The 24,123-nt window shown below is 68.7% G+C and carries 26 protein-coding genes, 1 tRNA gene and 1 pseudogene; 14 read left to right on the top strand and 14 right to left on the bottom strand.

Translation table 11 applies throughout. The annotated features are described in order from the left end of the window. The first annotated feature begins 30 nt into the window (after positions 1 to 30). Together IEY60_RS02820 and IEY60_RS02825 are read left to right on the top strand one after the other, a co-directional pair. Positions 31 to 600 carry a TetR/AcrR family transcriptional regulator gene (locus IEY60_RS02820; RefSeq protein ID WP_189023455.1) on the top strand — a complete coding sequence of 190 codons (570 nt, stop codon included), beginning with the start codon at positions 31 to 33 and terminating at the stop codon, positions 598 to 600. Between the two features lie 17 nt (positions 601 to 617). Continuing rightward, positions 618 to 690, top strand: a tRNA-Val gene (locus tag IEY60_RS02825). A gap of 68 nt (positions 691 to 758) precedes the next feature. Here the strand turns inward: IEY60_RS02825 and IEY60_RS02830 are convergent. Beyond that, positions 759 to 1,253, bottom strand: a complete 495-nt coding sequence (locus tag IEY60_RS02830; protein WP_229739496.1) for a MarR family winged helix-turn-helix transcriptional regulator — start codon at positions 1,251 to 1,253, stop codon at positions 759 to 761. Positions 1,254 to 1,390: 137 nt separating this feature from the next. On the opposite strand from IEY60_RS02830, the gene IEY60_RS02835 reads away from it, so the two are divergent. The 4 genes from IEY60_RS02835 to IEY60_RS02850 all read left to right on the top strand — a co-directional run bounded on the left by IEY60_RS02835 (position 1,391) and on the right by IEY60_RS02850 (position 3,997). Further along, the gene (locus IEY60_RS02835; RefSeq protein WP_189024826.1) at positions 1,391 to 1,813 is read left to right on the top strand and encodes a cupin domain-containing protein; all 423 of its coding nucleotides are present in this window, start codon (positions 1,391 to 1,393) and stop codon (positions 1,811 to 1,813) included. Between the two features lie 89 nt (positions 1,814 to 1,902). Then, a complete protein-coding gene (locus IEY60_RS02840) occupies positions 1,903 to 2,319 on the top strand; it encodes an acyl-CoA thioesterase (protein WP_189023459.1) in 417 nt (138 codons plus the stop codon). Between the two features lie 284 nt (positions 2,320 to 2,603). Then, positions 2,604 to 3,023 carry a hypothetical protein gene (locus tag IEY60_RS02845; protein ID WP_189023461.1) on the top strand — a complete coding sequence of 140 codons (420 nt, stop codon included), beginning with the start codon at positions 2,604 to 2,606 and terminating at the stop codon, positions 3,021 to 3,023. 14 nt (positions 3,024 to 3,037) lie between these two features. Further along, positions 3,038 to 3,997: an MvdC/MvdD family ATP grasp protein gene (locus IEY60_RS02850; protein WP_189023463.1), complete on the top strand. Its 960-nt coding sequence runs from the start codon at positions 3,038 to 3,040 to the stop codon at positions 3,995 to 3,997. A gap of 6 nt (positions 3,998 to 4,003) precedes the next feature. Here IEY60_RS02850 and IEY60_RS02855 read toward each other — a convergent pair whose 3' ends face one another. Continuing rightward, a complete protein-coding gene (locus tag IEY60_RS02855; protein WP_229739497.1) occupies positions 4,004 to 4,276 on the bottom strand; it encodes a helix-turn-helix domain-containing protein in 273 nt (90 codons plus the stop codon). A gap of 154 nt (positions 4,277 to 4,430) precedes the next feature. Continuing rightward, positions 4,431 to 6,062 (bottom strand): ABC-F family ATP-binding cassette domain-containing protein, encoded by a 1,632-nt coding sequence (locus tag IEY60_RS02860; protein ID WP_189023465.1) that lies wholly within the window; start codon positions 6,060 to 6,062, stop codon positions 4,431 to 4,433. A gap of 146 nt (positions 6,063 to 6,208) precedes the next feature. Between IEY60_RS02860 and IEY60_RS02865 the strand changes: the two are divergent. Then, positions 6,209 to 6,972: pseudogene (locus tag IEY60_RS02865) on the top strand (SDR family oxidoreductase). A gap of 81 nt (positions 6,973 to 7,053) precedes the next feature. Here the strand turns inward: IEY60_RS02865 and IEY60_RS02870 are convergent. After that, on the bottom strand, positions 7,054 to 9,387 hold the full coding sequence (locus IEY60_RS02870; protein ID WP_189023467.1) for an MMPL family transporter: 2,334 nt from the start codon (positions 9,385 to 9,387) through the stop codon (positions 7,054 to 7,056). Between the two features lie 209 nt (positions 9,388 to 9,596). Continuing rightward, positions 9,597 to 10,679 (bottom strand): lycopene cyclase family protein, encoded by a 1,083-nt coding sequence (locus IEY60_RS02875; protein ID WP_229739498.1) that lies wholly within the window; start codon positions 10,677 to 10,679, stop codon positions 9,597 to 9,599. A 109-nt stretch (positions 10,680 to 10,788) separates the two neighbouring features. On the opposite strand from IEY60_RS02875, the gene ku reads away from it, so the two are divergent. Genes ku through IEY60_RS02890 form a run of 3 tightly spaced genes read left to right on the top strand, consistent with a single transcriptional unit; the run spans position 10,789 to position 13,577 of the window. Next, positions 10,789 to 11,703, top strand: a complete 915-nt coding sequence (ku, locus tag IEY60_RS02880) for a non-homologous end joining protein Ku (RefSeq protein ID WP_189023470.1) — start codon at positions 10,789 to 10,791, stop codon at positions 11,701 to 11,703. Positions 11,704 to 11,717: 14 nt separating this feature from the next. Continuing rightward, positions 11,718 to 12,263, top strand: a complete 546-nt coding sequence (locus tag IEY60_RS02885; protein WP_189023472.1) for a GNAT family N-acetyltransferase — start codon at positions 11,718 to 11,720, stop codon at positions 12,261 to 12,263. Between the two features lie 48 nt (positions 12,264 to 12,311). Then, positions 12,312 to 13,577 (top strand): NAD(P)/FAD-dependent oxidoreductase, encoded by a 1,266-nt coding sequence (locus tag IEY60_RS02890; protein WP_189023474.1) that lies wholly within the window; start codon positions 12,312 to 12,314, stop codon positions 13,575 to 13,577. Between the two features lies 1 nt (position 13,578). On the opposite strand, the gene IEY60_RS02895 is transcribed toward IEY60_RS02890, so the two are convergent. Continuing rightward, positions 13,579 to 14,445, bottom strand: coding sequence for a MetQ/NlpA family ABC transporter substrate-binding protein (locus IEY60_RS02895; RefSeq protein ID WP_189023476.1), 867 nt, complete (start codon positions 14,443 to 14,445; stop codon positions 13,579 to 13,581). A gap of 132 nt (positions 14,446 to 14,577) precedes the next feature. On the opposite strand from IEY60_RS02895, the gene IEY60_RS02900 reads away from it, so the two are divergent. From IEY60_RS02900 to IEY60_RS02910, 3 genes are read left to right on the top strand one after another with little or no spacing between them, the layout of a single operon-like run. Further along, positions 14,578 to 15,450 (top strand): MetQ/NlpA family ABC transporter substrate-binding protein, encoded by an 873-nt coding sequence (locus IEY60_RS02900; RefSeq protein ID WP_189023478.1) that lies wholly within the window; start codon positions 14,578 to 14,580, stop codon positions 15,448 to 15,450. After that, positions 15,447 to 16,460: a methionine ABC transporter ATP-binding protein gene (locus tag IEY60_RS02905; protein WP_189023480.1), complete on the top strand. Its 1,014-nt coding sequence runs from the start codon at positions 15,447 to 15,449 to the stop codon at positions 16,458 to 16,460. Before IEY60_RS02900 ends, IEY60_RS02905 begins: the two co-directional genes overlap by 4 nt. Continuing rightward, entirely contained in the window at positions 16,460 to 17,122 is a 663-nt protein-coding gene (locus IEY60_RS02910) for a methionine ABC transporter permease (RefSeq protein WP_189023482.1), read from the top strand. Before IEY60_RS02905 ends, IEY60_RS02910 begins: the two co-directional genes overlap by 1 nt. Before the next feature lie 69 nt (positions 17,123 to 17,191). On the opposite strand, the gene IEY60_RS02915 is transcribed toward IEY60_RS02910, so the two are convergent. The 3 genes from IEY60_RS02915 to IEY60_RS02925 all read right to left on the bottom strand — a co-directional run bounded on the left by IEY60_RS02915 (position 17,192) and on the right by IEY60_RS02925 (position 19,734). Beyond that, the gene (locus IEY60_RS02915) at positions 17,192 to 17,692 is read right to left on the bottom strand and encodes a DUF4189 domain-containing protein (RefSeq protein ID WP_189023484.1); all 501 of its coding nucleotides are present in this window, start codon (positions 17,690 to 17,692) and stop codon (positions 17,192 to 17,194) included. A gap of 190 nt (positions 17,693 to 17,882) precedes the next feature. Next, positions 17,883 to 18,431, bottom strand: coding sequence for a riboflavin biosynthesis intermediates N-glycosidase (gene ybiA, locus IEY60_RS02920; RefSeq protein ID WP_189023486.1), 549 nt, complete (start codon positions 18,429 to 18,431; stop codon positions 17,883 to 17,885). A 76-nt stretch (positions 18,432 to 18,507) separates the two neighbouring features. Further along, positions 18,508 to 19,734 carry a PucR family transcriptional regulator gene (locus tag IEY60_RS02925; RefSeq protein ID WP_189024832.1) on the bottom strand — a complete coding sequence of 409 codons (1,227 nt, stop codon included), beginning with the start codon at positions 19,732 to 19,734 and terminating at the stop codon, positions 18,508 to 18,510. 158 nt (positions 19,735 to 19,892) lie between these two features. Between IEY60_RS02925 and IEY60_RS02930 the strand changes: the two genes are divergently transcribed. Next, the gene (locus tag IEY60_RS02930) at positions 19,893 to 20,516 is read left to right on the top strand and encodes a TetR/AcrR family transcriptional regulator (protein WP_189023488.1); all 624 of its coding nucleotides are present in this window, start codon (positions 19,893 to 19,895) and stop codon (positions 20,514 to 20,516) included. Positions 20,517 to 20,583: 67 nt separating this feature from the next. Here IEY60_RS02930 and IEY60_RS02935 read toward each other — a convergent pair whose 3' ends face one another. From IEY60_RS02935 to sufC, 5 genes are all read right to left on the bottom strand, one after another. Continuing rightward, on the bottom strand, positions 20,584 to 21,009 hold the full coding sequence (locus tag IEY60_RS02935) for a DUF4189 domain-containing protein (protein ID WP_189023491.1): 426 nt from the start codon (positions 21,007 to 21,009) through the stop codon (positions 20,584 to 20,586). A gap of 195 nt (positions 21,010 to 21,204) precedes the next feature. Beyond that, complete coding sequence (locus IEY60_RS02940; RefSeq protein WP_189023493.1) at positions 21,205 to 21,588, bottom strand: metal-sulfur cluster assembly factor; 384 nt, start codon at positions 21,586 to 21,588, stop codon at positions 21,205 to 21,207. Next, positions 21,588 to 22,064, bottom strand: a complete 477-nt coding sequence (gene sufU / locus IEY60_RS02945; protein ID WP_189023495.1) for a Fe-S cluster assembly sulfur transfer protein SufU — start codon at positions 22,062 to 22,064, stop codon at positions 21,588 to 21,590. The genes IEY60_RS02940 and sufU overlap by 1 nt, the downstream gene beginning before the upstream one ends. A 3-nt stretch (positions 22,065 to 22,067) precedes the next feature. Continuing rightward, a complete protein-coding gene (locus IEY60_RS02950; RefSeq protein ID WP_373291661.1) occupies positions 22,068 to 23,330 on the bottom strand; it encodes a cysteine desulfurase in 1,263 nt (420 codons plus the stop codon). A 5-nt stretch (positions 23,331 to 23,335) separates the two neighbouring features. Then, on the bottom strand, positions 23,336 to 24,103 hold the full coding sequence (gene sufC / locus IEY60_RS02955; RefSeq protein ID WP_189023497.1) for a Fe-S cluster assembly ATPase SufC: 768 nt from the start codon (positions 24,101 to 24,103) through the stop codon (positions 23,336 to 23,338). Between the last annotated feature and the right edge of the window lie 20 nt (positions 24,104 to 24,123).

Consider the following 24,123-nt stretch of genomic DNA (forward strand, 5'->3'; position numbering starts at 1 on the left):
GGGGTCCGTGTATTTCCCGTTGGAGGACTCATGCCCAAGGTCAGCGACGACCACCTCGCCGCCCGCCGCAGCCAGATCCTCGACGGCGCACGGCGCTGCTTCGCCGAATACGGCTACGACGGCGCCACGGTGCGCCGTCTGGAAGAGGCCATCGGTCTGTCCCGCGGCGCGATCTTCCATCACTTCCGTGACAAGGACGCGCTGTTCTTCGCCCTGGCCAAGGACGACGCCGAGCGGATGGCCGAGGTCGCGGCCAACCAGGGCATCGTGCAGGTCATGCGCGACATGCTCGCCCGCCCAGAGGAATTCAACTGGCTGGGCACCCGCCTCGAGATCGCCCGCCGGGTGCGCACCGACCCCGAGTTCCGCGCCGGCTGGACCCAGCGCTCCGCCGAACTCACCGCGGCCACCCTGGCCCGCCTCGAGCGCCGCAAGGCCGCGGGCGCCCTGCGTGACGACGTCCCCACCGACGTCCTGCTCGGCTATCTCGACCTCGTCCTCGACGGCCTCATCGCCCGCATCGCCTCGGGCCACACCGACGAAAACCTTTCCGCCGTACTGGATCTCGTCGAAGCATCGGTGCGCCGCAAGGAAGCCTGAGTTATGCTCAGCGCGGCCATGGAGTAGTTCAGCAGGTAGAACACCGCCTCGACAAGACGGAGGTCGCGGGCTCGAATCCCGCCTCCATGGCCCCTAGAACTCCGCCGATTGCGTTCTGCGGGATCTACGGTCTCGATGTTTGTGGCGGCCGGGATCGGCTAGTCCTCGAGGCTCTTCAGCAGGATGCGGGCGATGCGGTCCAGGGATTCCTGGTCGGCCGGATCGAGTACCGACAGCATCGCCGTCTCGTTCTCGGTGTGCGCGCCGACGACGATATCGACGAGCTCACGCCCCTCGTCGGTCAGCGCGACCAGGACCGCTCGGCGGTCACCCCGATCGGCGATCCGGCGGACCAGGCCCGCGGCCTCCAGGCGGTCGATACGGCCGGTCATCCCGGCGCGCGACAGCATCAGCGTGTCGGCGAGCACCGAGGGGTTGAGTTCGAACGGTGCGCCCGAACGGCGCAGTGCCGCAAGCACATCGAACTCACCGCGCTGCAAGCCGTGGGCGGTGAACACGGCTTCGATGCGGGCCATCGCCACGGTCATCAATCTGCCCAGCCTGCCGAAGACGGCCATCGCCGTGAGGTCGAGGTCGGGGCGTTCGCGCCGCCACTGCGCGGCGATAGCGTCGACGGCATCCGGTTCATCCATGGACATGATTCTATTCGCTGCGATATAGTTCGGTAGCGAATTATCAACCGGCGAATGGAATTGCCATGACGAACACTCGCGACATCGCCCTCTGCCTGCCCGAGGACGCCGAAACCCTCGGCACCGACTCCGTGCGCATGCGCCTGCTCACCGACGCCGACGCCAGCGACGGCACCGTCAGCACCCTGGAAGTCACCATGGTCCAGGGCGCCGACGGCGCGGCACCGCACTTCCACACCCGCTCCGACGAACTCTTCTACGTCGCCGACGGCGAACTTCAGGTCATGGCGGGCGACCGCATCCGCACCGTCGGCGCGGGCGGGTCCCTGGTGGTCCCCCGGCTGATGCCGCACGCCTTCGGCGCCACCCCCGACAGCGGCGCCCGCATCCTCATCGCCCTGATGCCCGGCGTCCAGCGCTTCGAATACTTCCGCTTGCTCGACCGCCTCATCCACGGCCAGGCGACCCACGACGAATTCCTCGCCGCCCAAGAGGAATTCGACAACCACTTCGTCGACGCTCCCGCCTGGTGGGCCGAACGCAACGCCCACCGCCGCTGACCCACCGGCCATACCGAACCGGCCGGACTGTGGTGCAGATTGCAGCCGGATCGGGAACAACAGCGAAGAAGCCACCGGTTGTACGCCGTATGACGTTCTCCGTACCGGTCCTCGTCCGCGGCTATGAGCTCGATACCCAGGGCCACCTCAACCATGCCGTCTACCACCAGTACGGCGAGCATGCCCGCTGGGAGCTGATGCGGGCGGCGGGGATCCCGCAGGACAAGTTCCTCGCCAGCGGCATCGGGGCGGTGGTGCTCGAGTCGACGATCAAGTACCGGCGGGAGCTGCGCGGTGGCGACGAGGTGACCGTGACGTGCGAATTCGATTGGGACGGCGGCAAGGTCTTCAAGTTCCACCACAAGATCATCAAGCTCGACGGGACCGTCTCCGCCGAGATCACCGTGGTGGCCGGCGCGATGGATCTGACCGAGCGCAAGCTGGTCGCGAACCCCGCCGAGCACTTCCGCGGCCTCGCCGAGCGCCCCGAGCTGCTCGGCCTCTGACCTGACCGACACGGCCCGCCGCGCCCAGCAATTCCCGGGCGAGGCGGGCCGTGCTCGCGTCCGGCATAGTTAGCTGATCGATTGCCGGTGCGACGGGGCGATCAGCGGTCCGGTTGTCCGAAATTCTCTCCCCGCTAGGCGATCACGCGCCGCTCGGCGGTTTGCCCGGGGCTCTGCAAATCTTGCGAACCGGCTCGGCGATGCCCGCTCGCGCGCTATGATCCGAAGCACCTTCGGGGGTTCTGGCAAATCGCGAGCAGACGAGAAGATCGGAGTGAGTGCCCATGACCGACGCCATCCACCTCCCCGCTAGCGCGTCGTCCCGAGATCGGGGCCCGGCCTTGCGCGGATTGCTGGTGGCCGAGTCCGATCGCGACATCTCGGTGCGCGTCGACGGTGGTACGTGGACCTTCGACCGGCGGGATGTCGTGCGGCTCACCGAGGATCGCGCCGCGGCGGGCGAGCGGCAGGTGCGCGTCGACATCCGGCCCGGCGCCACCGCCGATTTCACGCGCAGGATGCGCGTCGAGCTCGTCGACCGGCCGTTCACGCTGGCTCCCGAGCCGTCGGAGGCGCTCGGTGACGACCTGCTGGCCCAGGCCACCCGCGCTTGGGCGACCAAGCTGCGGATCGCCGAACGCGGCGGCGTCACCGGCGCCACGTTCACCTTCCGCGACGGCATCAACTGCGACAGCCTCGACTGAAGCGGCCCACCATCATGGAACGCGCGACCGACGCGGTGCTCATCGTCTCCGAAACCGACGACCTGCACGCCGATGCGCTGGCCGCCACCCTGCGAGAACACCACGGGCTCGACCCGATCCGGCTCGACCTGCGTGACTTCCCCACCGAGACAGGCAGTTTCCGGCTCGACAAGGCAGGCACCAACCGCGCGCTCGCCCATATCCGCGGTCTCGACGACGTGCGCGCGGTGTGGTGGCGCAGGCCGCACCCGTGCCGGGTGCCGCACGGTGTTCGCGTCGCCGACGACGAGTTCCGCCAGGCCGAGTGCGACGGGTTCCTGCAGGGCATGCTGTGGTCGATCCCGGCGTACTGGGTCAACGATCCGGCCGCCGAGCGCACCGCGAGCCGCAAGATCGTGCAACTGGAGACGGCGCAGCGGGCGGGCTTCACCATTCCCGAGACGCTGATCACCAACGATCCGGACGAGGCCCGCAGTTTCGTCGAATCCCGTTCCGGCCCAGTGGTGTACAAGCGCACGGGGACGGGCCGGGGCGAGTTCTCCGAGACCCGGATCATCACCAGGCCCGAGCTGGGCAGGCTCGGTTCGATCCGGTCGACGCCCACCACGTTCCAGGACTATGTCGAGGCCAGCTGCGATCTGCGGGTGGTGTGGGTCGACGGCATCGAGTGGACGGTGCGCATCGATTCGCAGGCGGGTGTCGGCCGGGTCGATTCCCGGCTGGACACCTCCGTCGGGTTCACGCGCGACCGGTTGCCCGCCTCGGTCAGCAAGTCGCTGGCCACCCTGATGGGCGCGCTGGGCCTGAGCTTCGGCGTCGTCGATCTGCGCCTCGGCAGCGACGGGGAGTACTACTTCCTCGAGGTGAACCCGCAGGGTCAGTTCGCGTATCTGGAGATCAAGACCGGCCTGCCGCTGTTCACCAGCCTCGCGAACCTGCTCGTCCGCGGGGACGGTGCCGTCCCCGGCTGGTGATGCCGGTCAGTCGGCCGGATTCTTCCGCCGGTTGGCGCCGCCACGGCCGCGTAACTCGACGTGCGATTCGACCAGCACGTTGTGGATGAAGCCGTACGAGCGGCCGGTGGCCCTGGCCAGGGAGCGGATGCTTGCTCCCGCCTCGTACTGCTTCTTCAGCTGGGACTGCAACCGGTCGCGGGACTTGCCCGTGACCCGGGTGCCCTTTCCCAGCGCGGTCTTGCCGATCGTCGCCTTGCCCTTGGCCGACCTAGCGGCCTGTCTCGCACTGTCGCTCATGGCTTCCTCCGAGTCGCCGAGCAGCTGATTCCAGGCTAGACACTCTGGAGTCGGTGATCAACGAAAACAGTGATGAAACTCACCTGAGACCCGCGAGTTCCCTCGCGACACAGCGTTTCACGCGCGACACACCGCCGTCTGGGCCCGCGACGGCTCACGCGAGGTCGATCAGCTCGGCGTACTCGTTTGACCAGTGATCCTCGGTGCCGTCGGGCAGCAGGATGACGCGTTCCGGGTTCAGCGCCTCGGCCGCGCCCGGGTCGTGAGTCACCAGGACGACGGCGCCCGCGTAGGTGCGCAGCGCCTCGAGGACCTGTTCGCGCGAGACCGGGTCGAGGTTGTTGGTTGGCTCGTCGAGCAGCAGCACGTTCGCCGCCGAGGACACCAGCCCGGCCAGGGCCAGACGGGTCTTCTCACCACCGGACAGCGTGCCCGCGGGCTGCTCGAGCTGGGGACCGGTGAACATGAAGGCGCCGAGCAGGCTGCGCAGCTCCTGCTCGCCCGCGTCCGGGGACGCGTGCCGAATGTTCTCCCACACCGAGGCCTCGTCGTCGAGGGTGTCGTGCTCCTGGGCGAAGTAGCCGACCTTGAGGCCGCGGCCCTGCTCGACTCCGCCCGAGGTCGGCGTCTCGACGCCGGCGAGCAGCTTGAGCATGGTCGTCTTACCCGCGCCGTTGAGGCCGAGCACCACGACGCGGCTGCCCTTGTCGACGGCGAAGTTGACGCCGGTGAAGATCTCCAGGGACCCGTAGAGCTTGGTGAGGTTGTTCACCATCAGCGGGGTCTTGCTGCACGGCGCCGGCTCGGGGAAGCGGATGCGGGCGACCTTGTCGGCCACGCGCACGTCGTCGAGCTCCGACATCAACCGCTCGGCGCGGCGCACCATCTGGTGTGCCGCAGCGGCTTTGGTGGCCTTGGCGCCGAGCTTGGCGGCCTGCTGACGCAGCGCGCTCGCCTTCTTCTCGGCGTTGGCGCGCTCGCGGACGCGGCGCTGTTCGTCGGTGGCGCGGGCGTCGAGGTACTTCTTCCAGCCCATGTTGTAGACGTCGGGCTCGCCGCGCACCGCGTCGAGGAACCACACCTTGTTGACCACGGCCTCGAGCAGTTCGACATCGTGGCTGATCACGATGAGGCCGCCGTCGTGGTTCTGCAGGAACCCGCGCAGCCAGGTGATGGAGTCGGCGTCGAGGTGGTTGGTTGGCTCGTCGAGCAGCAGGATGCGATCGGAGCGCCCGCCGGAGCCGTCGGAGGCGGAGAACAGGATGCGGGCCAGCTCGATGCGGCGGCGCTGACCGCCGGAGAGGGTGCGCAGCTGCTGGTCCAGGACCCGGTCGGGCAGGCCGAGGCTGTTGCAGATGCGGGCCGCTTCGCTCTCGGCGACGTAGCCGCCGAGCGAGGAGAACTGGTCTTCGAGGCGGCCGTACTTGCGGATCGCCTTCTCGCGTTCCTTCTCGTCGGCCACCTCGGCCATCAGCGCCTGCTGCTTCTCCATGTCCCGGATCAGGGTGTCCAGGCCGCGCGCGGAGAGCACCCGGTCGCGGGCGATCACATCGAGATCGCCTTCCTTCGGGTCCTGCGGCAGGTAGCCGATCTCGGTGGAACGCACGATCTTTCCGGCGTAGGGCTCGCCCTCGCCCGCGAGGATGCGCAAGGTGGTGGTCTTGCCGGCGCCGTTGCGCCCGACCAGTCCGATCCGGTCGCCGGACTGCACCCGCAGCGCCGGCCCGGCGGCCGAGAGCAGGGTGCGGACTCCGGCCCGGACCTCCAGGTCGGTCGCCGTGATCACAGGGAATCTCCTCGTGTCGGAAAAGGGTGGCCGCCGAACCGACCCATCGTGCACCGTCGGTCTCGGCAAGAACCACTCATTTTACCGTCCTCGAACCCGGCGGCCGAACCGGCGCCGCCCGGTGTGAGCGTGGTTACTCTCGTCGCATGACTACCGATCTTCTGGGCCGGACCGCCCTCGTCACCGGAGCGAGCCGCGGCATCGGCCTTGCCACCGCCGCCGAACTGCTGCGCCGTGGCGCGAACGTGCTGATCACCGCGCGCAAGGCCGAGCCGCTCGAGGCCGCGGCGACCGAGCTGCGCGCCCTCGGGCACAAGGGCCAGGTGAGCACGCTGGCAGGCAACGCGGGCGATGCCGATGCCAGGGCCGAGGCCGTGGCCAGGGCGGTCACCGAGTTCGGTTCGCTGGACATCCTGATCAACAACACCGGCATCAACCCGGTGTACGGCTCGCTGATGGACGCCGACCTGGGTGGGTCAGCAAGATCTTCGACGTGAACGTGGTGGCCTCGCTGGGCTACGTCCAGCAGGCGTACCGGGCGTGGATGGCCGAGCACGGTGGCGCGATCGTGAACGTCGCCAGTGTCGCTGGCATCCGGTCCTCCGGTGTCATCTCGGCCTACGGCGCGTCCAAGGCGGCGCTGATCCGGCTCACCGAGGAGCTGGCCTGGCAGCTCGGCCCGAACATCCGCGTCAACGCGGTGGCGCCGGGCGTGGTGAAGACCAAGTTCGCCGACGCGCTGTACTCGGCGGACGAGGACCGGGCCGCGAGCGCCTACCCGCTGAAGCGCCTCGGTGTCCCCGAGGACGTGGCCAGGCTGATCGCGTTCCTGGTCTCGGACGAGGCCGCGTGGATCACCGGCGATTGCGTGCGGGTCGACGGCGGACTGCTGTCCACCGGCGGCATCTGAAGCTTCCGGAGAACGCGAAGGGCGACACCGGTCCGAGTGGAAACCGGTGTCGCCCAACAGCTCTCGACAGGCCCCGCCGGGTCAGTCCGTGGTCTCGCCGCGGCCCGCGGAGGCCAGGTCTTCCTTGGCCCGTGCCGCCTCCGCCCGCGCGAGCGGATCGTTGACGACGATCTCCACATCCGTGGTCACCGGCTTGCCGGTGGTGACACCGAGCGGATCACGCACCGGGACATCGCGATTCAGCGACCGCCCGGCACCGCCCTCGTCCAGGCCCCAGCGATCGTGCAGGCGGCGCAGGGATTCCGGCGCGTACCAGTTCGCGTCGCCGAGCACCTTCATCGCGGCGGGCAGCAGGAACCCGCGCACCAGGGTGGCGTCGACGATCACCGCCAGCGGCAGGCCGATCCCGAACGCCTTCATGAAGGTGATGTCGGAGGCGAGGAAGCCGAGGAACACCAGCGAGATGAGGATCGCGGCCGCGGTGACGATGCGCCCGATCCGCTCCAGCCCCACCGCGACGGCGGTCTCGTTCTTGCCGGTGCGGTCGTATTCCTCGCGGATCCGCGAGAGCAGGAACACCTGGTAGTCCATCGCGAGTCCGAAAGCGGCGGCGAACAGCATCACCGGCACGGTGGCGGACAGATTGCCGGTGACGGTGAAACCGAGCAGCCCGGACAGATGGCCGTCCTGGAAGATCCAGACCAGCGCGCCGAAGGTCGCCGTGAGGCTGAGCGCGCTGAGGACGACCGCCAGTACGGGCAGCACCACGCTGCCGGTGAGTGCGAACAGCACCAGCAGCATCACGAGCACGACGAAGCCGAGCGCCCAGGGCAATTCGTCCTCGATGGCGGCGATGGAGTCGGCATTGGCCGCGGCGACGCCGCCGACCAGCAGCTCGCTGGGTGTCTGCACCGCGCGCACCTGCTCGACCAGACCGGCCAGCGCGTCGCTGTCGGAGGTGGCGGGCACGATCGACAGGTAGACGGCCCGGTCGGCCCGGAATCGGGCGTTCGCCGCGGTGGGGGCGGTGAGCAGACCGCCCTGGGCGTAGCTGCCGGTGGCGCTGTCGACGCGGCGGACGTGGTCGAGGTCGGACAGGTCGCGGGCGATCGAGTCGATTCCCGTTGCGCTGTACGCGCTCTCGGGCAGGACGGCGACGAGGGTGTTCTGGTCGCTCTCGCCGAAGTCGCGCTGCACGATCTCGGTGACCTGGCGGGAGTTCATCGACTCCGGCAGGGTGCGCTCGTCCGGGAAGCCGAGCTTCACGCCGAGGAACGGTGCGCCCAGGAGCAGCAGCAGCGCGGTCACGGCCAGCCCGATCGGGATCGGCTTGCGCATGACCGCGGTGGCGAGCTTGTGCCAGGCGCCCTCGCCCGGTGCGGGGCGCGGCGCCCGCAGGAACCACCAGCCGAGCTGGCCCTTGTCGATCCGCGGGCCGAGCAGCAGCAGGGCCGCGGGCAGCACGGTCAGGGAGACGAGCGCGGCCAGTGCCGCGACGAGGATGCCCGCGTAACCCATGGACCGGATCGCCAGCAGCGGGAAGAACAGCAGCCCGGCGAGGGCGACGGCGACGGTCAGCGCCGAGAACGCGACGGTGCGGCCAGCGGTGCGCAGGGTGGTCGCCACCGCGCCGGCCGGGGTGCGGCCCTCGGACAGTTCGTCGCGGTAGCGGTTGACGATCAGCAGGCTGTAGTCGATGGCGAGGCCGAGGCCGAGCAGGGTGGCCACGTTCGTCGCGGACACCGACAGCGGGGTGAACAGCGTCAGCAGCCACAGCGCGCCCATCGTCGCCAGCACGGTGCCGAGCGCGACCAGCAGCGGCAGGCTCGCCGCGACGAGGCCGCCGAAGACGAACAGCAGCGCGATCAGGGTGAGCGGGAACGCGATCGCCTCGCCCTTGGCGATATCGGTCTTGCTCTGCTCGACGGTCTCGTGCATGAGCATCGCGAAGCCACCGGCCCTGACCTGCAGGGTGCCTTGCGTGCCGGTGAGTTCGCCGGCGATCGCGGCGACGCGCTGGTCGATCTCGCGTTCGCTGCCGAGCACGCTGGCCACGATCAGGCCCTGCTTGCCGTCGACGCTGCGCAGCGCGGGCTGGTGGGTGGTCCAGTAGGACACCACGTCGGTGACACCGTCGCGCTCCTGCAGGTTGGCCACCAGTGCCGTTGCCGCCGCGGTCGATTCGGGATCCTCGACCGAGGACTCGGTCTCCACGAGCAGCAGCAGATTCGGCGGCGCCTGCCCGAACTCCTCGCGCAGCACCTCGAGTGCTCTGCTGGATTCGCTGCCAGGGTCGGTGTATCCGCCGCCCTCCACCCGCTCGAACAGCGTGGCGCCGAGTGCGCCGAGCACCAGCGCGAGCACTGCGAAAACGCCGAGCACCCAGCAGCTGCGCCGCTTGGTGAATTCGAACACCGGATATTCCCCTAACTCGTCACGCAACTGTGCGGCACGCACGTCGACGTGCGGGGGCTCGGGTGTTTCCGGCCGGTCCGCCTCGCCGGCCCGATCCTGTTGGCGGGTGGGCGCGTTCGCGCAGCGATGGTAGCAACTTCGTGGCGGCGCCGCCGGGCCTCGGGGTGAGCGCGCGCACACCCTCCGATTCCCGGTCAGCGACCGGCCCGCTACATCCCGGCCGGCGCCGGGCCGATTCCCGCTACCGACGTCGCGATCACGCGGCGCAGTCGCGGGGGAAGGGCGGCGAACAGTGCGCGCATTGCCGCGAGTGTGCCGCGTAGGTCGTCGTGTCCGGACAGGTACGACCGCTGCCGTGGGGCGGGCAGCTCGAAGAACGCGTCGAAGAAGACCACGACATCGCGCGGCGGGAGGGCCAGCAGCGCCCGCAAACCCGCCCGGCGCAGGGCGGCCACGGTGCGCGCCTGGACCGTCCACGGCGTCGCGCCGGCGGCGACGAGGTCGGCCGCGCTCAGCGAGGCGGCGACGCTGTACCCGGTGGCGGGATGGGTCAGGCCGCCCGCCGCCCCGAATCGGCCGTGGCCGGGCTTGCCGCCTTGCACCGGAAAGCGCACCCGCTCAACCGGTTCCGCACCGGTGAAGGGGATGCCGCGTGCCCGCAGGCGGTGTTCGAGGCGGTGTCGCAGGACGTCGGGGCCGAGGGCGGGGCGGCCGGCGAGACAGGTTTCCTCGAACAGCATCGTGTCCGGGCCGAGCGGGACCGCGTAGAGGAACGAGGCCGGATCGTCCGGGTCGGCGCCGTTGTCCAGGCGCCAGTCCATGAACAAGGTCGGCTGGTCGAGAGCGTCCCTGGGCAGAACCATGCCATACGCGGTCTGTTCGGCCCGGTGCGGTGACCTGGCCAGACCGCGTGCGTCGATCACCCGCCCGGTGCGGGTCAGTCCGCTCGCGGTGCGCACCGATCCCGCGTCCAGCTCGACGACCCGGTCGGCGATCACCCCCGCGCCGTCGAGGGTCAGCGACCGTTGCAGTCTCGCGGTGTCGAGGACTTGGTAAACGCGGTCGATACGGTGCTCCCGCACGGCCCACGCTGTCGGCCCGTCGACGGTCGCGGCGACGACGGCCGGATCGAGCCAGTCCGGCAGTTCGTCCGCCCAGGCGGCGTAGGTCGGGGTCCACACCCGGTCGGGATGCGGATCGATCACCGTGACGGCGAGGCCGCGGGCCAGGGCGCGATGGGCCACCGCCCGGCCTGCCGGGCCGAGTCCGCAGATGATCAGCTCGGCGTCCACCCGGCAATTGGATCAGACGCAACGATTTCAAGCACCGCCGCGTCACGGACGGGCACCGGTTGGGCGGCGTTGTCTCGCCCCCGCGCGACATTTCGGCAATTATGGGGAAATGAGATCGATCTGGAAAGGCTCGATCGCCTTCGGGCTGGTCAATGTCCCGGTCAAGGTCTATACCGCGACCGAGGACCACGACATTCGGTTCCATCAGGTCCACGCCAAGGACGGCGGCCGGATCAAATACGACCGTGTCTGCCAGGTGTGCGGCAAATCGGTCCAGTATTCCGATATCGACAAGGCCTACGTCTCCCCCGACGGCGACCAGGTCGTCCTCACCGACGCCGATTTCGCGAAACTCCCCGCGGCGGAGAAACACGAAATCCCGGTGCTGGAATTCGTGCCGTCCGAGCAGATCGACCCCGTCCTGTTCGACAAGAGCTATTACCTCGAACCGGATTCGGCCACGCCCAAGGCCTACCAGCTGCTGGCGGCCACCCTCGAACGCATCGACAAGACCGCGCTCGTGCACTTCACGCTGCGCCAGAAGACCCGGCTGGCGGCCCTGCGGGTGCGCGACGGCGTGCTGGTCCTGCAGACACTGCTGTGGCCCGACGAGGTGCGTGCCGTGGACTTCCCGTCGCTCGACGAGGCGCCCGCGCCGCGTCCACAGGAATTGAAGATGGCCGAAACGCTGGTCGAGTCGATGTCGGGGGATTTCGATCCCGGCGAATACACCGACGAATATCAGATCGAATTGCAGAAACTCCTCGACGAGGCGATCGCCAGCGGGACCGGCAAGGTCGAATCCGCCGCGGCCGCCGAACCAGCCGAACAGCCCGATGCCGAGGTCGTCGACCTGGTCGCGGCATTGCAGCGCAGTCTCGAAGCCAGTGGCCGCCGCGACACCGAGGCGGCGCCTGCCCCGAAGAAGGCGGCCAAGAAGACAGCCGCCAAGAAGGCCGCGCCGCGCAAGGCGGCGGCGAAGAAATCCACGGGCAGCAAGACCGCGACCCGCAAGGGGGCGTAGGGCAGACTGGCCCCATGGACTCCTCGATCGTCGTCGTGCCGATGGGGCTGGGACATCTGCGTCAAGTCCTCGACCTCGGCCACCAGGTGTTCGACACGACCACCAAGCCCTACACGTCGTGGTCGCTCACGGCCGTCGCCGAGCATCTGGACAGCCCGGACAACGCCTGCTGGGTCGCCCTGGATTCCGACCGGGTCGTCGGCTTCGTGCTCGGTTCGATGGAATTCGAGCACCGCGACGACTGGGCCTACCTGGAGTGGATCGCGGTCGCGCCCGACATGCAGGGCCACGGCATCGCCCGGCGGCTGGTGAACGTGTGCTCGGAGGCGCTGTTCGCACGCGGGGCACGCCACATCGTCACCGATGTCGAGGACCGCAACAGCGCCTCGGCGGCGCTGATGACCAGCACCGGTTTCGTGCCCGCCGCGACCGTCACCCTGCTGGTGCGGCCGAACCCGGACGAGGCGAGCGGCGAACAGCCGCTGCCACCGATGTCGGCGAACACCCGCCACGATCTCATCCGCCGCGGCAGGCTGTCGGTGGAGCACCCGCGCCGCTGACCGGAGCGCCACTCCGGCATCGCCGCTGGTCGGGCCTATTCTCGACAGGTGGCTCCTACCTCGCAGGACGAGCACGACTCCCCCGCGCTGACCGTCGTCGGCGACATGTGGTCGCCCGCGTGCGCGGCCATCCGCACCTTCCTCAGCCGCAACGAGATCGCCTGCCGCTGGGTGCAACCCAGCGATCCGACCGGCCGCGAACTGCTGGCCGCGCACGGGTTCGCCGCCGACGACACCCCGGTGCTGATCGCCGCCGACGGCCGGGTGCTGAAACCCGCCGACGAGGAGCAACTCGCCCAGTGGGTCGGGCTGCACACCACACCCAGCTCCGGCGGCTACGACCTGCTCGTCGTCGGCGGCGGTCCGGCGGGCATGGCGGCCGCCGTCTACGGCGCGTCGGAGGGACTGCACACGGTCCTGCTGGAGCGCTGGGCGATCGGCGGGCAGGCCGGGCTGAGCTCGCGCATCGAGAACTACCTCGGCTTCCCCGACGGGATCTCCGGCGCCGTGCTCACCGACCGGGCCCGACGCCAGGCGGGCAAGTTCGGCGCCGAACTGGTGATCAGCCTGCGCGCCGACGCGCTCGAGGCCACCGACGAGGACGTCACCGTGCACTGCGCGGGCGGCACAACAGTCTCGGCGCGGGCGGCGATCATCGCCACCGGCGCCACCTTCCGCACCCTCGACGCACCGGGTGTCGAGGACTTCACCGGCCGCGGCGTCTACTACTTCTCGGCGCTCACCGAGGCGCCGCTGTGCGCGGGGTCCGACGTCTACATCGTCGGCGGCGCGAACTCGGCGGGCCAGGCGGCGGTCTACTTCGCCAGCTGCGCCCGCCGGGTGATCCTGCTGGTCCGCGCCGAATCGCTGGCCACCGAGATGTCGGCCTACCTGATCGACCAGATCGCGTCGATCCCGGAGATCCACGTGCGCACCGGCACCGAGATCGCCGGCGCCTCCGGCGGCACCCACCTCGAACGCCTCACCCTGCGCCACCGGCGTACCGGCGCGACGGAAGAGGTGCCAGCCACCTGGCTGTTCGCCTTCATCGGCGCCGACCCCGCCACCACCTGGCTCGGCCCCGGCTTCGCCCGCGACGACCGCGGCTACCTGCTCACCGGACCCGATATCGCCACCGTCGCAGGCGCCGACTCACCCTGGCCGCTGACCCGGCCGCCGCTGCACCTCGAGACCACCGTGCCCGGCGTCTTCGCCGCGGGCGACGTGCGCGCGTTCAACGCCCACCGGGTCGCGGCCGCGGTCGGCGAGGGCTCCATGGCGGTCATGCTGGTCCACGAATACCTGCGCGACTGAGCTACTTGCGGAACTTCGCCTCCAGTTCACGCAGCGTCGCCTGCAGGTCGGCCGGGTCGTTGGTCTTGAAGATCCCGGCATAGCCCGTCTCGGCACGGACCGCGGCCACCACCTCCGGATCATGGTAGAGCTGAGCCAGTTTCAGGTAGGTCGGGTTGTCCTTGTCGGCGGCGCGCGCGGCGAAGACGTTGATGTACTGCTTCAGTTCCGGCCGCGCCGGATCGTCGGTGTAGATGACCTGCTGCTGGGTGAGCCCGGCGGGCTGGGCGAAGGTGTCGTCGACGAACGCCGCGTCGACACTGTCGAGCGACTGCGCGGTCAACGTCGGATCGATGGTCGTCAGCGTCACCTTCGACGCACCGGTGTCGATGTCCTCGATCTTGGAATCCCAGCTCGCGCCGCCCTTCAGCACGATCAGGCCCGCCGCGGCCAACCCCAGCAGCGGGCGCACCTGCTGGGCCGGATTGTTGCTGAGCGTGATCTGGCCGCCGCGGGGGATGTCGGCGACCGCCTTGTGCTTCTTCGAATACAGGGTGAGCGGGAAGATCTCGGTCGCCCCGATCGGCACCAGGGTGTCGTTGTTGGCCACGTTGTAGTTGGCCAGATATCGCACGTGCTGGAACTTGTTGAGGTCGACCCGTTTCTGCGCCAGCGCGGGATTGGGCTGCTTGTAATCGGTGAAGTTGACGTACTCGACCGTGATGCCCTGTTCGGCCGCCTTGCGTTTGTAGACGTCCCAGTGCGGCTGGGCGATGTCGTTCACACCGATCCGCACCACCCCCGCCGGGTGGTCTTCGCCACAGGCCACCACGCCCGCCGCCAGTGCTACCAGGACCGGGATCGCCAGAATACGGCGCAGGATTCGCATCGTCCGCAAATTAGACGGCCGTCCAGGAGTTAGCGAGGGTTTCGCTCGAGCCAACTCAAACCGTTGTCGCAGGTCGGCGGGCCCAGCTTGGATGACCGGGTTCACCCTCAGCGAGCAATTCGGGAGTATCAAGTGAAATTCCGTCGGGTACTGGCGATCCCGGTACTGGTAGCAACCGCGGCCCTCACCCTCACGGCGTGCGGTGCGGACGACGCCGAGTCCGGCACCGTGGTGCGCATCGGCACCACCGACAAGGACCAGGCGTGGGACGTCTTCGAGCAGAAGGCCAAGGAGCAGGGCATCACGCTGAAGATCACCAACTTCTCCGACTACAAGCAGCCCAACGCGGCGTTGTCGCAGAAGCAGATCGACGTCAACCTGTTCCAGCACCTGCAGTTCCTCGGCCAGTACAACGTGGCGAGCTCGGACACGCTGACCCCGATCGGCTCGACCTACATCGTGCCGCTCGGCCTGTACTCCAAGAAGCACAAGGCACTGGCCGACATCCCGGCCGGCGGTGAGATCGCGATCCCCAACGATCCGACCAACCAGGCCCGCGCGCTGTTCGTGCTGCAGGCCGCCGGGCTGCTGAAGCTGACCGGCACCTCCGCGCAGCCGACGCCGGCCGACATCGACAAGGCCGCCTCGAAGGTGCGGGTGACCCCGGTCGACGCCGCGCAGACCGCGCTGTCGCTGGCCTCGGTCGACGGCTCGGTGGTCAACAACACCTTCCTCGAGCGCTCCGGCATCGACCCGCATTCGGCGCTGTACAAGGACGATCCGAAGAACCCGGCCGCCGAGCCCTACATCAATGTCATCGTCACCCGCGCCGAGGACAAGACCAACCCGACCTATCTGAAGCTGGTCGAGATCTGGAAGGACCCGGCCGTGGCCGCCGCGCACGCCCAGGTCACCAAGAACACCGCGGTCGCCGTGACCCGTCCCGGCGCCGAGCTCGAACAGATCCTCGACCGGGTGCAGCAGGGCATCCGCGCGAACAAGTGAGCGCCGACGCCGCCGCTGTCGAATTCCGTTCGGTCACCAAGGTCTTCGGCAGCGGCGCCGAGCGGCATGTCGCGCTCGACGACATCGACCTGCGGATCGAGCGAGGCGAGATCTTCGGTGTGATCGGTTATTCCGGGGCGGGCAAGTCCACCCTGGTGCGGCTGATCAACGCGCTGGAGAAGCCGACCTCGGGCACCGTCACGATCTCCGGCACCCCCATCACCGGGGTGCCGGAGTCGGCGGTGCGCACGCTGCGGCGCGATATCGGCATGGTGTTCCAGCAGTTCAACCTGTTCCGTTCACGCACGGCCGCGGGCAATATCGAGTACCCGCTCGAGGTGGCGGGCTGGAAGCGCGCCGAACGCAAGGCGCGAGTCGCCGAGCTGCTGGAGTTCGTCGGCCTCACCGACAAGGCGCGCGCCTATCCCGATCAGCTCTCCGGCGGGCAGAAGCAGCGCGTCGGGATCGCGCGGGCGCTGGCGACCTCGCCGTCGCTGCTGCTCGCCGACGAGGCCACCTCCGCGCTCGACCCGGAGACCACCGGCGAGGTGCTGCGGCTGCTGAAGAAGATCAACGCCGAACTCGGCGTGACCATCGTGGTGATCACCCACGAGATGGACGTGATCCGCGCGGTCGCCGACCGGGTGGCGGTGCTGGCCGAGGGGCGGATCGTCGAATTGGCCGACACCTTCGAGGTTTTCGCCGCACCGAAGGCGGCGCCGACACGATCGTTCGTGGCGACCGTGCTGCACAACCGGCCCGACGCGGCCGAGCTCGACCGGTTGCGGGAGTTGCACGGTGGCCGGCTGGTCACCGTCGATGTCGACGACGACAGCGGGATCGGCGCCGCGCTGGCCGCCGCGACCGCCGCCGACGTGCGCTTCGAGATCGTCTACGGCGGTGTGAGCACCTTGCAGGACAAGACGTTCGGCAGCATCACGCTGGCGCTGCACGGCCCCGACGACGCGCTGGACCGCGTGGTCGCCGACCTGGCACGGAAGGCGGGCTGATGGAGACCAACTGGGAGAAGCTGCGGCCCACCCTGTTCGAGGCGATCGGCACGACCATCTATCTGGTCGGCGTGACCTTCGTTGTCGCCGGGGTGATCGGCCTGCTCATCGGCACGGCGCTCTACACCACCCGCAAGGGCGGGCTGCTGGCGAACGCGCCGGTCTATCTGGTGCTCAATGTGATCGTCAATGTGGTGCGCCCCATTCCGTTCATCATCCTGCTTGCCGCGCTCGGACCGGTCACCCTGGAGGTCGTCGGTACCACCATCGGCACCGAGGCCGCGCTGTTCGTGATGATCGTGGCGGCGTCGTTCGGTATCGCGCGGATCGTGGAACAGAATCTGGTGACGGTCGATCCCGGCGTGATCGAGGCTGCCCGTGCGGTCGGCGCCGGGCCGCTGCGGATCATCGCCACGCTGTTGATTCCGGAGGCGCTCGGGCCGCTGATTCTCGGCTATACCTTCGTGGTGATCTCGATCGTCGACATCTCCGCGATGGCGGGCACGGTCGGCGGTGGCGGGCTCGGTGATTTCGCGCTGGTCTACGGGTATCAGCAGTTCGATTGGGAAGTCACGATCGTGGCGACGCTGATCATCATCGCCGGGGTGCAGGGTGTGCAGTTCTTCGGCAATTGGCTGGCACGAAAAGTACTGCGCCGCTGAGAAACTCTCGAGCACCGCAGACGAGAAAGGGGCACGGTCCGAATGGTCCGTGCCCCTGTTTCTTTTTCGTCAGACGTTCGCCGTGCAGGCGGACAGGATGACGCTCGCCGCACGCGGCGAGGCCGAACCCGGATCCGGGAACGGCGGGGCGCTGATTCCCAGCACGTCCACCGCGGACCGCTCGGCCGCGGCCAGGGTGTGATCCCAGGCCCAGCCGAAGCGGTAGTCGGCGCCCTGCGCGACGGCACCGCAGGCATTGCGGAACTCGACGACGATCTGGCAGTCCCACACACCGCACTCGGCCAGCGCGGCCTGGCTCGCGGCCGCCCAGCTGCCGTAGTTGACCGCCGAAGCGACCACGGCTTCCTTCGACGACAGCGCCAGCGCGCCATAGAGATCACCGGCGGCGGCCTGGAAGCCACCGTCCCGCGAGACAGCGGTGTAACCCGGTGCCTCGGCAATCGCCACGCCGCTCTCGGCCGCGGCGGCCGAACCGGCGTTCACGACGGTGAACGCGGCTACCGCGGACACGGCGGCCACACCCAGGGCATATTTGCCCACAACAGACATCAGTGAATCTCCCCATCGAAATGTCGGCTTCGCGGTCGAAGCCGAAGCAATCATGAACCGCCACCCGCGCCATCGAGAAATAGCTTTCCCGAATTGATTTCGCCGGTAGCGACGCCCGAATCCTCCCGGTCCGTTCGTCTGCCACAGACTAACAACCCCCACCGACAATCTCGATGTGGTCGCGCCCCGTCTACCGCACCATGCTCCGGGCCCGCATCAGCGCGAAGCCGAGCAGGTTGAGACCCCGCCACTGCGCGGGGTCGGCGGCGCGCGGATCGTCGGCGGCCAACCCGATCCCCCAGATCCGATCCACCGGGCTGGCCTCGACGAGCACACGGGAGCCGGTGCAGAGCAGGAAGTCCCGCAGCGCGTCGTCCTGACCGAACTTGGCCACATTGCCCGCGACCACGATCTCGAATCGAGCCTGCTCCCAGACGGATTCGTCGAACCCGCGGATCTGCCTGCCGAGCTTCTTCGCCTCGCTCGGATGCTTCACCTCGAGGACGCGGGCCGCGATGCGCGCGTCGTCGAACAGCAGCGCCTTGCGCCACATCATGTAGTGCTCGGCGCTCGTGAACTCGGTGCCGTCGACGACGAATACCGCGGGCCACCACTGGCTCAGGCAGCTCGTGCCGATGGTCCCGTCCCGCCTCGGGGTGTGGCCCCAGAACGGCAGGTACTTCGGCGACGCGCCCTGCTCGATCGACTGACGCAACTGTTCGACGGTGTCGACGGTCATGATCCCTCCCGGTTTTGGTCTTATGAACCATATACCGGCGGGTGGACTGTCCGCCAACGATATTCGCGGGCGAGAGCTAGGCCAGGCGGGCTTCCGGGGTGGTGGGGCCGGTGTGGAAACTGCGGGCGATCATGGCGGAGCGGAGTTGCCAGAGGCCGGAGCCCTGGGTGGGATCGAGGCCGGTGAGCTGGGCGATGCGGCGCAGGCGGTAGTCGACGGTGTTGGTGTGGATGTGCAGCAGACGGGCGGTGCGGCGGCGGTTCATGTTGTTGGCGATGTGCACGCGCAGGGTTTCGAACAGTTCGGGGTGGTTGTCGAGCGGGGCGAGCAGTTCGCCGAGGCGGGCGCGGCCGGGGCCGGGACGGGTGAGCTGGTATTCCAGGGCCAGGTCACCGAAGCGGTAGAGGCCGGGCGCGCAGTCGAGGCGCTCGACCATGTCGAGCAGTTCGTGCGCGCGCTCGGCCGCGGACGGGATCTCCTCGGTGGTCGCGGGCACCAGCGCGCCCGTCACGTCCACCCGGGCCGCCCGCGACAGGGCGGCCAGCAGGGCGTCGAGAGCGTCGGAGTCCATCAGCTCGGCCGGGATCAGCAGCGTGCCGCCGTCCACCGACAGCAGCGACAGCACCTGATCGCCGCCGTGATGGGCCAGTGCCGCCTGCACCCGGCGCAGGGTGCGCCGGGCCACCACCGCGCTGTTCACCCGCGGATCGTCGTGGTCGGGATGACGCCGGATCGACAGGGCCAGTACCGAATACGCGTCGGCGACGGCGATCCCGCATTCGCGCGCCATCGTGACGGTCGGCTGACCGGCCAGCAACGCCGAGGTGAGGGTGTGCACGGCCGTGTGATGCTCACCGGCGATATCGCGATGCTCCCGGATGTAGGCGAGGGTGACCGTCGTACACAGCTGATCCGAAATCGTGACGGCCCTGCGGAATCCGTCGATCAGGCTCGTCCGGTCGCCGTCGCCGACCCCGGCGAACACGGCGTCGAAAGCGAGCCGGAAACCCTCGTGGAAGGCGTGCAGGATGGTGTCGATCGGCACACCCTCGCGCGCCCAGCCCGCCGCGGCGACCGAGAGCCGGTTCAGCCGCTCGGTCTCGTCGCGGCCGTCGAGCATCCCGCCGACGATCTCCAGGCACAGCCGGGTGACGGTGGTGACGTCGCCCGAGATCGCGTCACCGGGTAGCGTCCGGCAGGTCGCCACGGTGTCGACGAAGTGGCCGACGAGCGTGCCCGTCAAGGTCCGGACTTCGCGCAGCGGCTGCCACATCGGGGCTCCGTCTGTGGGGACCGTCATCATCATCGTCGACTCCTTCCACACCGAACCGGCGGCACCGGTGGTGGTTCAGCTGCCACACCGCGGCCTCTGTGATGGCCGACACTGCGGTTTCTTCGTGATCATGACTCTAGGATGAGTAACTGCTCACCTTCTACTCCTCTTTCAGCCGAGGTCCCCGAATGCCACCGCATGCCGATAAGCAGCGCAAACGCCCCAAACAGGATCGCGCGAAGGAAACCCGAACCCGCATTCTGACGGTCTCCGCTCACCTTTTCGGCAGCCGCGGAATCGGCAACACCTCGACCAACCGCATCGCCGCCGAAGCGGGCATGAGCATCGGCACCCTCTACCGGTACTTCTCCGACCGCGACGAGATCGTCAAGGAACTCACCGACAGCCTGTTCCTGCAGGTCGAAGACCGCTACAGCAGGCTGCTCACCGTCGCCGCCGACAAGACCCCGCGCGACGCCGTCGCCGACGTGATCCGCACCGCGGTCGAGATCCTCGTCGCCAACGGTCCCCTGGTCCGCGCCCTCGTCGCCGACCTGCACTTCTACGGCAGCGGCATCCCGGAATTCGAGCCGCGACTGCGCATGATCATCAAGCTCTACCTGATCCACCTGCTCGGCCCCACCAAGAACGTCGACATCGACATCATGGCCCTCGTCGTGCTCAACGCCGGATTCGCCACCGCGCTGCGGTCGGTCGAGATGGAGGACGAGGGCCTGGACCGCGACGTCGTCATCGACAACACCGCCGACATGATCGGCGCCTGGATCGCCTCGGTCACCGAACCGGTGTAGCGAACGTCCACCGGACACACGTCGGGCCCGTACCCACCAGGGATACGGGCCCGATCTCAGCCGCGGGTCAGCGGGCGTTGGCCGTGCAGACCACCTCGACGAGCTTGGCACCGCTCAGGTCGGAGGACCCGAAGTTGGCCAGCTGGGCGGTCGGGGTGAGCTCGGAGAGCCGCTGGAACGCGGCGCGCTGCGCATCGCCCGAGTTCGCACCCGAGCCCGCCGCCACGCCCTCGTTGCTTTCGACGATGGCCGCGCAGCCGTTGGCCCACGAGACCAGGATCCGGCAGTCCTCGGCGTCGCAGATCGCCATCGCCTCGTCGCGGGCCTCCTCGAAGGTCGCCGCGTTGATGCCGACCCCGTAGGCCCAGTCGTTGGCACTGAGCGCGATCACACCGTGCAGGTTCGCCGCCTGTGCCGCACCGGCACCGAACACCGAACCGGTCGCGAGGCCGAGCGCGGCGACGGCGAGGCCGGCCTTACCCATGAAACTCATTCGAAAGATCTCCTCTGGAAACAGTTCCGGCGATCCGGAACCTTCAAGATCATCACCGAGCCACCGGGCAACGCCAAACAATTTGACCTAGATCACACCGCGACGGAGGTTTACATCGCCGACACGGCGACGCCTGGTGACACAACGCCGCAGGCCCGGATCCGACGGGATCCGGGCCTGCGGTGGTGGTCGCTGCTAGACCGTGAAGCCGAGGGCGCGCAGCTGTTCGCGGCCGTCGTCGGTGATCTTGTCCGGGCCCCACGGGGGCATCCAGACCCAGTTGATCTTCAGGTCTTCGACCAGGCCGCTGCGCACCAGCGCGTTGCGGGACTGGTCCTCGATGACGTCGGTCAGCGGACAGGCCGCCGAGGTGAGCGTCATGTCGAGGGTGCAGATGTTCGTGTCGTCGACGGACATGCCGTAGACCAGGCCGAGGTCGACGACATTGATGCCGAGCTCGGGGTCGACCACGTCGCGCATGGCCTCCTCGAGATCCGCCAGGTGCTGGATCTGCTCGGGTGTCAGCTCCAGCTCGGGAGCCGCGGCTTCGGTCGCTTCGACGGCCGGTGTCTCACTCATCACGCTTCCCCATTTCCCATGGCAGGCTTGGCATCTTCGGCCGAGGCGATCTGCACGACGGCGTCCTTGAACGCCATCCACCCCAGCAGTGCGCACTTCACGCGCGCCGGGTACTTGGCGACGCCCGCGAGTGCGATGCCGTCGCCGATCATGTCTTCGTCGCCCTCGACGGTGCCGCGGCTCGAGATCATCTCGCTGTAGGAGTCGACCACCTTCAGCGCCTGCTGCACCGGCAGGCCGATCACCTGATCGGCGAGGATCGAGGTGGCGGCCTGGCTGATCGAGCAGCCCTGACCGTCGTAGGAGACATCGGCGATCTCGCCGCCGCCGTCGATGTTCACCCGCAGGGTCACCTCGTCACCGCAGGTCGGGTTCACGTGGTGCACTTCGGCACCGAACGGCTCCCGCAGCCCGCGGTGATGCGGGTGCTTGTAGTGGTCCAGGATCACTTCCTGGTACATCTGCTCCATGCGCATGACTTATGCAACTCCGAAGAAGTTCTGAGCCTTCCGCACGGCCTGCACCAGCGCGTCGACCTCGTCGAGGGTGTTGTACACGGCGAACGACGCCCGCGCGGTCGCCGCGACACCGAACTTGCGGTGCAGCGGCCAGGCGCAGTGGTGCCCGACCCGGATGGCGACACCCTGGTCGTCGAGAATCTGACCCACGTCGTGGGCGTGGATACCGTCGACCACGAACGCCACCGCGCCACCGCGATCCACGTTCTCGGTCGGCCCGATGATCCGCACACCCTCGATCCCGCGCAGACCCTCGAGCGCCGCGTCGGTGAGCGCGTGCTCGTGGGCGGCGATCGCGTCCATGCCGAGGTCTTCGAGGTAGCGCACCGCGGCGGCCAGCCCGACGACCTGCGAGGTCATCGGCGTGCCCGCCTCGAAGCGCTGCGGCGGCGGCGCGTAGGTGGTCTTCTCCATGGTGACGGTCTCGATCATCGACCCACCGGTGATGAACGGCGGGGTCTCCTCGAGCAGCGCCCGACGGCCCCACAGTCCGCCGACGCCCATCGGGCCGAGCATCTTGTGGCCGGAGAACGCGGCGAAGTCGACGCCGAGCTCACGGAAGTTCACCGCCATGTGCGGCACCGACTGGCAGGCGTCGAGCACGACCAGCGCGCCGACTTCCTTTGCCCGGCGGACCAATTCGGCCACCGGGGCCACCGCGCCGGTCACATTCGACTGGTGGGTGAACGCGAGAACCTTGGTCGCGGGCGACAGTTCGAGCGAATCCAGGTCGATGCGGCCGTCGTCGGTGATGCCGTACCACTTCAGGGTGGCGCCGGTGCGGCGCGCGAGTTCCTGCCACGGAACGAGATTCGCGTGGTGCTCGAGCTCGGTGATCACGATCTCGTCGCCGGGACCCACCTTGTAGGGGAACCGGTCGTCGCCGAACGCGTTGGCCACCAGGTTCAGCGACTCGGTCGCGTTCTTGGTGAACACGATCTCCCCGGCATCGGCGCCGACGAAGCGCGCGATGGCGACGCGCGCGTCCTCGTAGGAGTCGGTCGCCTCCTCCGCCAGCTGGTGGGCACCGCGGTGCACCGCCGAGTTGCGGGTGAGCAGGAAGTCGCGCTCGGCGTCCAGCACCTGCAGCGGACGCTGCGCGGTCGCACCGGAATCCAGGTACACCAACGGTTTCCCGTCCCGGACCGTGCGGTTCAGGATCGGGAAGTCGGCCCGGATCCGGGCGACGTCGAGGGCGGGACCCGAGAGAGACACAGCGGTCATCGTTGTCAGGCTCCAGCGGTCGCGGAGGTGAAGCGCACGTAGCCGTTCGCGTCGAGTTCCTCGGCCAGCTCGGAGCCGCCCTCGGCGACGATCCTGCCGTTGACGAACACGTGCACGAAGTCGGGCTGGATGTAGCGCAGGATGCGGGTGTAGTGCGTGATCAGCAGCACGCCGCCGTTCTCGCGCTCCTTGTAGCGGTTGACGCCCTCGGAGACGATGCGCAGCGCGTCGACGTCCAGGCCGGAGTCGGTCTCGTCGAGGATCGCGATCTTCGGCTTGAGCAGACCCAGCTGCAGAACCTCGTGGCGCTTCTTCTCGCCACCGGAGAAGCCCTCGTTCACGCTGCGGTCGGCGAAGGCGGCGTCGATGTCGAGCTCCTTCATCGACTCCTTCACCTCCTTGACCCAGGTGCGCAGCTTGGGCGCCTCGCCGCGCACGGCGGTGGCGGCGGTCCGCAGGAAGTTCGACATCGAGACGCCGGGGACCTCGACCGGGTACTGCATGGCCAGGAACAGGCCGGCGCGAGCACGCTCGTCCACCGACATCTCCAGCACGTCCTCACCGTCGAGGGTGATGGTGCCCTGGGTGACGGTGTACTTCGGGTGGCCCGCGATCACGTAGGACAGCGTCGACTTGCCCGAGCCGTTGGGGCCCATGATGGCGTGCGTCTCGCCGGAGCGCACGGTGAGGTTCACGCCGTTGAGGATCTGCTTGGACTCACCCTCGGGGGTGGTGATCTCGGCGTGCAGGTCCTTGATTTCCAAGGTGGTCATCGAATTCGAATTCCTTCGTG

It is taken from the genome of Nocardia rhizosphaerihabitans, assembly GCF_014646295.1.
Classification (GTDB): Bacteria; Actinomycetota; Actinomycetes; order Mycobacteriales; family Mycobacteriaceae; genus Nocardia; species Nocardia rhizosphaerihabitans.